The 11,337-nt window shown below is 29.2% G+C and carries 10 protein-coding genes and 1 pseudogene; 5 read left to right on the top strand and 6 right to left on the bottom strand.

The window, feature by feature from the left end:
- The first annotated feature begins 306 nt into the window (after positions 1-306).
- The 4 genes from A9G40_RS13100 to msbA (A9G40_RS13085) all read left to right on the top strand — a co-directional run bounded on the left by A9G40_RS13100 (position 307) and on the right by msbA (A9G40_RS13085) (position 6,063).
- Entirely contained in the window at positions 307-1,257 is a 951-nt protein-coding gene (locus tag A9G40_RS13100) for a DUF7796 domain-containing protein (protein WP_065583383.1), read from the top strand.
- Positions 1,258-1,345: 88 nt separating this feature from the next.
- On the top strand, positions 1,346-2,407 hold the full coding sequence (locus A9G40_RS13095) for a glycosyltransferase family 2 protein (RefSeq protein WP_065583382.1): 1,062 nt from the start codon (positions 1,346-1,348) through the stop codon (positions 2,405-2,407).
- 125 nt (positions 2,408-2,532) lie between these two features.
- A complete protein-coding gene (gene msbA / locus A9G40_RS13090) occupies positions 2,533-4,269 on the top strand; it encodes a lipid A export permease/ATP-binding protein MsbA (RefSeq protein ID WP_065583381.1) in 1,737 nt (578 codons plus the stop codon).
- Positions 4,270-4,290: 21 nt separating this feature from the next.
- On the top strand, positions 4,291-6,063 hold the full coding sequence (msbA, locus tag A9G40_RS13085) for a lipid A ABC transporter ATP-binding protein/permease MsbA (protein ID WP_065583380.1): 1,773 nt from the start codon (positions 4,291-4,293) through the stop codon (positions 6,061-6,063).
- Between the two features lie 33 nt (positions 6,064-6,096).
- Here msbA (A9G40_RS13085) and A9G40_RS13080 read toward each other — a convergent pair whose 3' ends face one another.
- On the bottom strand, positions 6,097-7,164 hold the full coding sequence (locus tag A9G40_RS13080) for a glycosyltransferase family 2 protein (protein ID WP_065583379.1): 1,068 nt from the start codon (positions 7,162-7,164) through the stop codon (positions 6,097-6,099).
- 17 nt (positions 7,165-7,181) lie between these two features.
- Positions 7,182-8,159, bottom strand: coding sequence for a glycosyltransferase family 8 protein (locus tag A9G40_RS13075; RefSeq protein ID WP_065583378.1), 978 nt, complete (start codon positions 8,157-8,159; stop codon positions 7,182-7,184).
- Positions 8,160-8,341: 182 nt separating this feature from the next.
- On the opposite strand from A9G40_RS13075, the gene A9G40_RS13070 reads away from it, so the two are divergent.
- Positions 8,342-9,310, top strand: a complete 969-nt coding sequence (locus tag A9G40_RS13070) for a glycosyltransferase family 8 protein (protein WP_065583377.1) — start codon at positions 8,342-8,344, stop codon at positions 9,308-9,310.
- A 53-nt stretch (positions 9,311-9,363) separates the two neighbouring features.
- On the opposite strand, the gene A9G40_RS14820 is transcribed toward A9G40_RS13070, so the two are convergent.
- The 4 genes and pseudogenes from A9G40_RS14820 to A9G40_RS15090 form a co-directional block, all read right to left on the bottom strand.
- Positions 9,364-9,582, bottom strand: a complete 219-nt coding sequence (locus tag A9G40_RS14820) for a hypothetical protein (RefSeq protein ID WP_141675272.1) — start codon at positions 9,580-9,582, stop codon at positions 9,364-9,366.
- 79 nt (positions 9,583-9,661) lie between these two features.
- Positions 9,662-9,856, bottom strand: a pseudogene (locus tag A9G40_RS15930) (sulfatase-like hydrolase/transferase); the annotation flags it as partial.
- 580 nt (positions 9,857-10,436) lie between these two features.
- Positions 10,437-10,697, bottom strand: coding sequence for a hypothetical protein (locus A9G40_RS13065; protein ID WP_065583376.1), 261 nt, complete (start codon positions 10,695-10,697; stop codon positions 10,437-10,439).
- A complete protein-coding gene (locus A9G40_RS15090) occupies positions 10,694-10,852 on the bottom strand; it encodes a hypothetical protein (protein ID WP_176700504.1) in 159 nt (52 codons plus the stop codon). The genes A9G40_RS13065 and A9G40_RS15090 overlap by 4 nt, the downstream gene beginning before the upstream one ends.
- Positions 10,853-11,337 lie beyond the last annotated feature (485 nt).

Below are 11,337 nucleotides of genomic sequence, written 5' to 3'. Positions count from 1 at the left end.
TATAAATTATATTCCTAAAAAATTTATTTTAAAAATAAGGTATAAATCTCTTAAACTATTATGCATTGTAATCAGTATTCTTCCATATTTTGTTGTTAGCAAAATTGAAAAAGAATTAAGAGAAAAAATAAGGTCAATAAAACACAAGATAACTTTATTAAGAAGGATAAAATAAGCCTAAATAATATGGTTTTTTTAATTAACATAATTTTTATATGACATAACATACTAAGTTTATTGAAATCTAAATTTAAAATAGGCTAACAGTGCACAATAAAATTAATTAAGCTAGTCTGGAATTGATTAATGATAAACACTAAACATATTGCCATTCAATTTTTTGGGCATTTAAGGACGTTTGAATTTACATTTAATTCGTTTAAAAGAAATTTGTTAGATGAAAACGTGTTGGATGGATATAAAATAGATATTTTTATTCATACTTGGGATGAATTAGATCATTCAACAATTAATTATCGAAACCTAAATGGTAATGCTTTGACAGATAAACTATTAACTAATGAATATATTTCATTAGTTAATAAGTTCTATCAACCTAGGAAACTAGTTATTGAGTCACAATTAGACTGCCAAAACGAGGTTTTGATTGAGAAAATAGGTCGGTTTCCTCGAGCTAAAAAAGGATGTTTAAACAACTCTTACTCAATTTATATGGTTAACAGGTTGAGAAAGGAATATCAATTAGAAAAAGATATTAATTATGATTGGATTATAGTTACTCGGCCTGATATTTTTTTCAAATCTCCTTTTCGAATTGATAGTATTCTTAGCTGCTATTTAAAATTTGGATTGGCAATACCTGAAAATGTTATTTTTCATGGGTTTAATCCTTTTGGGCGAGGGAATATGGTTGAAGATCCCAATTTCTTGGCTGGATCTGATCTTATTTTTTTTGGAAGACCTGAAGTTATTGATAAATCATCGTCTTTATATAGTGAATTCAATGAAAATATTTTTCCTGATGATTTTTATTGTATGGAAGTTTGGTGGGCAAATTTTTGGATGAAGAAGAAGATAAGCCACTATCCAATTAACTATAAACATGGTCCTGATTTTGATGTGATAAAAACCGAAATACTAAGAAGTAAGGCGTTATATAAACACTCCAAAAGTAAATATTATAAAAGGATAGCTTTTTTCTTTATTTTGGGCTTATTTCCTTATTGCCTTGTAAAGAACAAAATCAATAAATTAGAAAAGAAGGTTATAAGCATGAGAATGTTCCATAAAGTCTAATTTGTTGATTTTAAATTAAAAATTTATTGTTTATGTTATTAAAAAATATTTAGTTAGTTGTTTTTTGTTTGAGATAGGTTTATAGTCGATGTCCCCCATTTTATCTGTTGTAATTCCAGTATATAACACTGGAAAATATTTGAATAAGTGTTTAGATAGTGTTATCAATCAGTCTTTTAAAAATATTGAAATAATTTGTGTAAATGATGGCTCGATAGATAATTCGCTTGATATTTTAAGAAAGTATTCCGAAGAAGATAAACGGATTAAAATTATTAGTAAAAAAAATGGAGGATTGTCTTCAGCAAGAAATGTTGGTATTGAAAATGCACGAGGCAAGTATATTACTTTTGTCGATTCAGATGATTTTATTGAATTAAATACCTATGAAAGTTCATTATTGTATTTTAGCGTAGGTAAAGTAGATCTTGTTTATTTTTCTACACGGCTTGTTTTTGAGGATAATATTGCTCGAATTCAGGACGAACGATATTTTGAACATAAATATACAGGTTTAGTTAACTTATCTAATGATGTTGTAGCAAAGATGGATGTCTGTGCATGGAATAAAATTTACAAACTTTCAATACTAAAAAAGTATGATATTAAATTTCCAGAGGGGCTTTGGTACGAGGATGGACCATTTTTTTGGTCTTATGCACTGGTGAGTGATTCCGCATTTTTTATAAACGACAAATTTTACAATTATCTGATAAGAGCCGGATCTATCATGAGCCAATGTAATAAAAAAGGTAAAACCTATCATAAAACCTTTCACGAATTAGATCCATTATTGTGCTTTGAGTTTTTACTTCGTTTTGTATTTAAATGGAAGTTGCACGAAAAATTTAAGCCAGTATTAGTCGATCTATTTCAGCAAAAAATTTATGAAGCTTTACGATGTCTTCCTCAAAAGGAGCGCATATTAGCTTTAAATAAATCAACAGAGATTGTTAATTTATTTAACCTTACATGCTATTTTCCTAATGATTATTATTTAATTTCGTTATCCAATAAACACTATCACAAAATTGGGGAAGTTAATCGATTTTTTTTAACAAGGAAACAGCGGTTATTGGGCATTTGGGATGCAAATAGGCATTATATTATTTGTTTTTTAGGCATTAAAATAAAAATAAAAAAAAGTTAATGAAAAACTGTCATTAATTTTTCTTTGATTTTAATATTTGTCGTATTAAATTTACGTTAAAATTAACGGGTAAACTTCTATTTGTAGTATAATCCCCTATAACTTTACTGTTTAAGTATTTTATTATGTCTCAAAAATTAAATTCAATTACGACATTAAAGAAGCTTTGGCCATTCATTAACCCATTTAAAAAAGCATTAATTGTTGCAGTAATAGGGCTTTTACTCAATGCGGTTGTAGATGCAACTTTAATTTCGCTAACTAAACCGTTGCTTGATCACGGATTAATGGACAAGGATTATCCACTTTTAATTGCAATTGCAATTGCAATTGTTGGCTTAATTTTATTAAGAGGCTTATCTAATTACGCTTCAACTTATTGTCTTGCTTGGTTATCAGGAAAGGTAGTGACTAAATTTAGGCAAATGATCTTTAACCATTTACTCAAAAGTCCTATAAGTTTTCATGATAAGCAATCTGTTGGTGATCTTGTTTCTGTTGTTACTTTTAATACTCAGATGCTATCAAAAGCTTCATCTGACGCATTAATTATACTCATTCGTGAGATAGCATATGCGATCGGATTATGTATAGTTATGTTATATGGAAGTTGGAAATTAGCCTCAGTTCTGATTATTTTGGTTCCAATGATCATTTTTATTGCACAATTTATTGCAAAAAAGTTCAGGGAAACAATTGCATCAATGCAACAAGGAATGGGACAAATCACCACCGCCAGTGATGAAATGTTAAAGGGGCACAAAGAAGTATTGATTTTTAATGCTAGAGAATATGAAAAAGGTAATTTTAACTATATTACAGATTGTGTTAGGCGTGGTATGTTAAAAATAGAAGTTGTTTCCAGGTTATCTACACCAATTATTCAGCTGGTTGCCACCTTAGGATTAGGATTCATACTTTATTTAGTTGCTAGCCAGAATTTAGATATTACACCCGGTTCTTTTACTGTAGTTTTTTCTGCAATGATTGCCGTTATGCGACCGTTAAGAGAACTAACAAGTTTGCATGTAGAGCTTCAAAAAGGATCAATTGCATGTGAATCATTATTCGATCTTTTGGATTCTCCACTAGAGAATGATCATGGTTCTATTGTTGTAGAAAGGGCTAAAGGAGATATAGAGTTTAAAAATGTGACTTATACTTACCCTACAAGGAATATACCTGCTTTAAACAATATTTCTTTGAAGATAAAAGCCGGTCAAACAATAGCATTAGTTGGTCGTTCAGGTGCAGGTAAATCTACAATTGCAAGCTTAATTCCTCGTTTTTATGATGTTTCGCAAGGTGAAATATTATTAGACTCCATAAATATTCAAGAATATACATTGAGATCATTGCGTAAACAAATTGGTTATGTTTCTCAAAATGTACATTTATTTAATGGAACAATTGCGGAAAATATTGCTTATGGTGAAAAAGAACTTTATAGCAGAGATGATATAATTAAAGCCGCTAAGTTAGCTAATGCAATTGAATTTATTAATAGATTAGAGCAAGGTATTGATACTGAAGTCGGTGATAATGGCGTTTTATTATCAGGAGGTCAGCGACAACGCATTGCAATCGCTCGTGTTTTATTACGCGATAATCCAATATTGATTTTTGATGAAGCAACGTCAGCATTAGATAATGAATCGGAACGTCTTGTTCAAGATGCAATAGAGGTTCTACAAAAAAACCGAACATCAATTATAATTGCTCATCGCTTATCTACTATTGAAAAAGCAGATCGAATTTTAGTTATTGACGATGGAAAAGTTATTGAAGATGGAAACCATCAATCATTAATCAATTTAAATGGAACTTATGCTCAAATGCATAAAATGCAATTTAATACTTAAAATTAATATATAATGAATAATATGACTAAACAAAGCAAGCTTGTACACATAAATGATATTGATAAGGATTCTTCAACATGGAAAACTTTCTTAAAATTATGGCCATTAATTGCAGAACATAAGTTTATTTTATTCTTGTCTGTTGTTTTATTAATTGCTAGTGCTTTTGCTGATACTTCATTAATTGGATTACTACGCCCATTGCTTGATCGAGGTTTTTCTATGAATGATCAAGAATTTTTATTGATGGCACCATTTTATATTTTTGGGCTAGTCTTATTAAGAGGTGTGGCTAATTATGGTTATTCTATTTTTCTATCATTAATCTCAGGTAAAATAGTGATGAAAATTCGACAAAGGCTTTTTGGTCATTTTGTTGATGCTCCAGTTAGTTTTTATGATCAAAACTCGACAGGAAGACTATTATCGAGGATTACCTATGATACAGATCAAGTTGCATCTTCTTCATCTGATGCTTTAATAACGATAGTGCGTGAATCAGCTTTCATTTGTGGGTTATTTTATACTATGTTTAGTAATAGCTGGCAGCTCTCTCTATCTTTGATTATTATTACACCAATTGTAATTGGTTTAATTACCTTGATTTCTGTTAAGTTTAGAAAACTAGCTAAAAATATGCAAAATTCAATGGGTGGCATTACTATGTCTGTTGAACAGATGTTAAAAGGACATCGAGAAATTATTATATTTGGTGCACAAGAAGAAGAGTCAAAAAACTTTGATAAAGTGAGTAATAAATTTCGCCGTGATAGTATGCGATTGGTTTCTATTTCTGCGCTATCAACTCCTGTAGTTCAGGTTATTATTTCTTTTGCAATTGCATTTGTACTATTAACTGCAAGTAATCCTGATTTGAATATTACTCCAGGTGAATTTACAGTTGTTTTTTCTTCATTAGTCGCATTGATGCAACCGATAAAAAGCCTAACCAGTGTGAATGCTGGATTTCAAAGAGGTATGGCTGCTTGCCAAACACTATTTGCCTTATTAGAGCAGCCAATAGAAAATGATAAAGGCCATTTAAATATAGCAAAAGTTAAAGGTGATATTATTTTTGATAATGTATCATTTGGATATGAAACTAGAAGCGACCTTGCTTTGCAAAATATTAGCTTTTCTGTCTCTGCTGGTAAAACCATTGCTTTAGTGGGACAATCGGGTTCTGGAAAAACAACAATTGCTAGCCTATTAACTCGTTTTTATGATACTTCACACGGTGAAATTTTAATTGATGGTATTAATATACAAGATTTTACTTTATATTGCTTAAGAAACCAGGTTGGATTAGTGTCTCAGCATGTTCATTTATTTAATGACACTATCGCCAATAATATCGCATATGGTAAAATTGGTGAATATTCTCAAGATCAAATAGAAGAAGCAGCTAAAAAAGCTTATGCCTATGATTTTATAAAAGGACTAGAAAAGGGTTTTGATACTATAGTCGGAGAGAGTGGAGTATTATTATCTGGAGGTCAACGCCAACGTATTGCAATAGCAAGAGCTTTATTACGAGATACGCCAATTCTTATTTTAGATGAAGCTACATCAGCCCTAGATACGGAGTCAGAACGAGCAATACAAAAAGCCTTAGAAGAACTACAAAGAGGACGAACATCTATCGTTATTGCTCACCGGTTGTCAACTATTGAAAATGCAGATGAAATATTAGTTATGAATGAAGGAAAAATTATTGAAAAAGGCTCTCATTCAGATTTATTAAATAAAAATAGCATTTATGCAAAACTGTATAAAAGCAATTTTAATGATTGAAAATATTGCATATTTAAATGATTATATTACAGTTTAAAATTTATTTAATGAAGAATATTGTTTGAATTTACTTTTAATATTTAAACAAGGATGTTGTTTAGTTATTACGCATTTTAGCAATGCTTGTTTGGTTGACATTGGGCAAGGATGATTTTTTATAAATTTTAAAATATAAGGAATATTTCTAAAAATATTAGGTTTATTGTCGATGTAAATTCGTATTAGTAGCTTTAGCAGTCCCAGTTCTTGAATAAGACTTTCTTTTTCTTGTTTTGATTGTAATTTATTTGACTTTAATACTGATTCTAAATAGGTTGCATTCATTACTAAAATATAATTACGTTTAGCTATTTCTGATAAAGGCAATTCAATGATATTTGTAATACATTTGTTTAAGACATTTTTTAATGTATTGGTATATAAATAGTCAATGTTTTGCATTGATAATGAGGAAGATCGAACACGGTGGAAGTATGCATCTTTATTTTTTAAATAATATGTGGCTTTTGCTTTCGATATAATAGAGAGAGAAATAAGATGATCCTCATGATTTTTTCCAATGAATTTTTCTTTAAATAATTTTTGATTAAATATATATCTCCATACGACACCAGAATAATTCTTTTTTTCTAATAAATAACTGAATAAATCTAATCCTGACTTAAAAAACTTTGGTTTTTTAGGCGAGAATTGACTTGATTTAAGATGTGTCTTACTGTCTTGAAAAGAGGTATAGTCAAAATAAAAAAAATCTAAATTTGGCTCTATATTTAATATTGCTGCAAACTCATCAAATAGATTTATGTTTATAATATCATCAGAATCAATAAAAAAAATATAATTGCCTGATGCTATTTCAATTCCTTTATTTCTAGCTACGCTTACACCAAGGTTAGATTGTTGAACAATCTTTATGTAGCTCCATTTTGATGCATATTGTTGAAGGATTAATAGAGTGTTATCGGTTGAACCATCATCAATACAAATGATCTCTTTCGGTAAACAGCTTTGATTTATGAGAGAGTTCAAGCAATCAGCAATATAGTCCTCCACATTATAACAAGGGATAATTATAGAAATATCAGTTATTTTATTTGTCATATAGTATTTTTCCATGGCTATTTTTTTAGAAATAACTTATATTTTAAATAAACGCCATAGTAATAAATAGATTTGCAATAAGATCCTTGCTTCATTAGATATTTAGCATAGTTTCTAATTGATGAACTATTACCACTTAATGGTAACTCGTCGTCTTTCCATGGAGAGAGTTGAAAATAATATTCAAATATTTTAGAAAGGTATACTTTAAACCAAGGTTTATTTTGTGAAATATAATGTAAAATTACTGTATAAGGTTTAATATTTTTTTCCTGATGAGCGTCAGTAGAAATTTTTATTTTAGTATTAAATTTTATAGGTAACAAACGTGTTTTATTTTCAAGCAAAATGTTTAAAACATCTTGATCCGCAAATTTATATATATTTCCATTATTGATCAATTCTAGCGCCTTTTCAGAAATATTTTCATCACACCATTTTTTTGTGTTTATCAAAAGAACGCCTGCATTAAAATATTTTTTTGAATCAATGTGATACATTTTACTTATTGTTTGTTGCATATCTTTTGTATCGCTTACTACGCCAGCAATATAATCTTCAATATTGTACTCAAATATTTGTGCTAATGATTGTAAACATATTACATCACTATCAAGGTAAATTAATTTATCAGTTATTGAGGAAAGTAAATTGGGCATGATAAAACGAATACAAGTTGATACATTAGTTATATGTAAAACAAGTGTTTTAGGATTTATAATAAAATTATTATTCAAATAATAAAGCGTAATCGACACATTACTACAGCTTAGTTTTTTGAATTTTTCAATATTTTTATCAGAGACATTATCAATAAATAAATGAAAATGAAGATTATAATTTGGCGTGTTTTTTATTACTGATAACATTGCAACACCGGCAGGCATTGCGTAATTGTCGTCGAAACCTAGAGCAATATTGAGTGTTGAGTATTGTGGGTTGCTGTTATTAATAAGAGGGGAAATTTGATCAATAAATTTGTTAACGTTCAACATGTAAATTATTTTAATTATAAAATGTGTATGCAATTATATATTCAATTATCGTCAAAATATAGATCAAATAATTTTGGTAAATGATATAGTGTTTAACCTATTAAAAAATTTAAAAAAATAAATTTACACATAAATATGTTTTATTTAGAATGGAAAAAAATTATTTAAATAAAAAATAGCAAATGCCTAATCAACAAATTTATATTAGTAAAGTACAAAACTTTTCAAAATCAAATCAGCAAAGATCAGATATAATGCATATTGCATTAGCATTTGATGATAACTACGCAATGCCTGCTGGAGTGACAATTTCTTCTGTTATTTATAATAACCCAGATACATGTTTATGCTTTCACCTATTTGTGGATAACATATCTTCCAATAATTTGAAAAATTTTAAGCAATTAGTAAGTAGTAATTGCACGATAAAAATATATTACTTAAATAGTAACTTTCAGATTAATTCGGAAACATTAGTTTTAGGTTATTTATCTGCTATGTCATGTGTTAGGTTTATTATTCCCGATGTTTTAAAAGAGCAAACCGACAAGTTTTTATATCTTGATAGTGATATTTTATGCCTAAAATCAATTAGTAAACTATATAATTCAGCATTAGAAAATTATGTCGCTGGCGTAATACCTGATGATAGTGCGATGAGGAATACTATAAAAGATTTATACCAAATAAACTTTGATAGATATTTTAATGCTGGTGTTTTGCTAATAAATACTCAACAATGGGACATGAACAATATGACATCTTTGTGTATGAATATGATAAATGATGGAAATATTTATCGGTTTGCTGATCAAGATGTTTTAAATATTTTATTAGAAAATAAAACTCGCCTTCTGCCGATTAAATATAATACAAAAATTCATATAACCACTTCTTGCAAAGAAGAACAGCTGATAGCGCCCTATACAGTATTATTGCATTATGTGACTGGATATAAACCATGGTATCAAACGTTTGATTCTCAGTTGTTCAAAAAATATTTTGATTTATCGCCTTGGAAAGCAACAAAACGACCTTTATCTTTAAAAAAATCGTGGTTACGTAATTACGCCAAATATTGTTTGAAAAAGGGAAAAATTATCACCGCTTTGAAGTTTTACTCGTTTTATTTGTCTAAGAAATTGACATAATTTTTTAGACACACTAAATCTAGTATTATTCCAAAAAAGAGATAAAAACAATATCAGTGCTGATATTGTTTTATGAAAGTTTGATACTCATATGATTGACCACCCGCTGATAGTATAAAATCGTTTTCAATAAAAGATTGATCTATGTTAACGGAGTAGCCGAGTAATTTACTTAATAAGTAAACAAGATTAGATGTGTTTATCATGTTATCTGGGTTACGATAGTTTTCAATTTCTAGGCATGGGTAGTTGCCATAAGTCGAGTACATCATCAAAGGGATTTCAAACTGGTTGCTAAATTCTTTTGAGTGTCTTAACAGGTCATGCCCTAGATTAACAATTTCCCCGTGATCAGGGGGTATAAATTAGAATAAAGTTATCCAATTTTTCTTTCAAAATCATATAAATTTGCTTTATGACTCTATCTGTATGATGGATTGTTAAATCATATTCATCGCCATTGGGTAAGGTTAAAATATCTAACTCGTCATAGCCAAGTTTATAAGGTTTATGGTTTCCAGCTAAATGAATAACTATAAATTTCTTTTCATTATCTTGAACGTGCTCCTTACTAAAATATTAGGCAATGCTCGCCTCTATAAATGCGTTATTAAGATAATACTGCTTTTCATATTGTTCAGGCGGTATCTAACCATGAGTTGAATGTCGGCAAACTTGATTATAATCGGTTCAATATATTCAAATAGCCTTTTATTGGCTTCTTCCCGTGTTTTGTCATCATGAATAATGCGGTTTTTCACATATGAAAAAACTTTCAGCAACGGCATTATCCCAACAATTGCCTGCTCGGCTCATACTTTAGTTAATTCTATGCGATAACACTAACTGCTTAAAATCCGCACTGCAAAATTGGTTTTCTTGGTCACTAGGTAGTAATCCCCCTTTTGGAAATTGACAACAAAATAAAGCATTTTTGAGCGAGTTACAAACTAAATACTTATTAATATTCTTAATGTATTAGTCAGCACATCATAATAATAGGTTTGTAGCAAAAGAATTAATGTGATTATTTTTTATTATGTTACAAAATGAAAACTCTAATAAAATCAATTGGTTTTCTGACTGATTTTTATCATGCTCTATTAACCTTTCTTTATGATACATCCTAGCCCTTGTCCCTGATATTATGTACTAAGCTTAGTGCATCTAAACGAGCTTTATGTTGCCAATAAAGCGCTTTGATATTCTCAAATAGTTCATTTGATTTTGGTTCACGCTTTAGCCAAACAGAATAACCTGATACGCTAACTTTTAATTGACGGCAGACTAGCGGTAATGGGTATGGCAACAAATGTTGTTTCGTATATTGGTACTTCACCGGCTTGGATGGTTGATAAAGATACATGCGCCTTTTTTGCAATTTCATTGGCCACTTTTAGTCTTTGTGTTCTTTTTTAGCGTAATCATTTTTTGTTGCTCACAAGTTAGCTCACGTTTACTGGTTTTGTTAGGATTAAGTTGCCTAAGCCATTTATCTAGCGTTGATTTATCAATACCTAAATAGTTAGCGGTTTTAGCCAATGAAAAATGCGCATTAGATAATGCATAATCAACCGATAGTTGTTTGAACTATGCACTGAATTTTTGACGCATAATGTGTTCCTTATGATTGCTAGTTATATCATAGAGGTGGTATTTGTTCATTTTTTATGGGGATCATACTTTCCTGTAAATCTTAGATGATCGGTTAATCGCATGGTGGAGTTGCCAATCACTACCAGATATTTTTCTCGTATAGATTTATTTAAAAAAAGAACGGATTGACTTGAAATTCAATAATGTGTCTTTTGTTTGATAAATAGTAATATGTAGTATTTTTAAACAAGAAAAAACAACACGTAAAAATTATAGATCAATATAATATTTTATTTTTTAAAGATATTATTATATAAATGAGTATAAATTAATGAAAAGAATAAAGAAGGTAATACGATTGTGGTAAGTTCATTTTTTATCATTATATCACTTTGGTTTGTATTATTTTCTAAAGCTATTTTTAAAGAGAT

The organism is Gilliamella sp. Nev3-1 (assembly GCF_001690435.1).
GTDB classification, from domain to species: domain Bacteria; phylum Pseudomonadota; class Gammaproteobacteria; order Enterobacterales; family Orbaceae; genus Gilliamella; species Gilliamella apicola_C.
Note: the sequence above shows the minus strand (reverse complement) of the source record. Positions and strands in the feature narration are given on the sequence as shown.

What these genes read in the sequence shown, in the direction of transcription:
- msbA (WP_065583380.1), top strand. Translation starts at nt 4,291, where the DNA reads ATGACTAAACAAAGCAAGCTTGTACACATAAATGATATTGATAAGGAT.
- A9G40_RS13080 (WP_065583379.1), bottom strand. Translation starts at nt 7,164, where the DNA reads ATGACAAATAAAATAACTGATATTTCTATAATTATCCCTTGTTATAAT.
- A9G40_RS13070 (WP_065583377.1), top strand. Translation starts at nt 8,342, where the DNA reads ATGCCTAATCAACAAATTTATATTAGTAAAGTACAAAACTTTTCAAAA.
- A9G40_RS13075 (WP_065583378.1), bottom strand. Translation starts at nt 8,159, where the DNA reads ATGTTGAACGTTAACAAATTTATTGATCAAATTTCCCCTCTTATTAAT.
- A9G40_RS13065 (WP_065583376.1), bottom strand. Translation starts at nt 10,697, where the DNA reads ATGAAATTGCAAAAAAGGCGCATGTATCTTTATCAACCATCCAAGCCG.
- msbA (WP_065583381.1), top strand. Translation starts at nt 2,533, where the DNA reads ATGTCTCAAAAATTAAATTCAATTACGACATTAAAGAAGCTTTGGCCA.
- A9G40_RS13100 (WP_065583383.1), top strand. Translation starts at nt 307, where the DNA reads ATGATAAACACTAAACATATTGCCATTCAATTTTTTGGGCATTTAAGG.
- A9G40_RS13095 (WP_065583382.1), top strand. Translation starts at nt 1,346, where the DNA reads ATGTCCCCCATTTTATCTGTTGTAATTCCAGTATATAACACTGGAAAA.
- A9G40_RS14820 (WP_141675272.1), bottom strand. Translation starts at nt 9,582, where the DNA reads ATGATGTACTCGACTTATGGCAACTACCCATGCCTAGAAATTGAAAAC.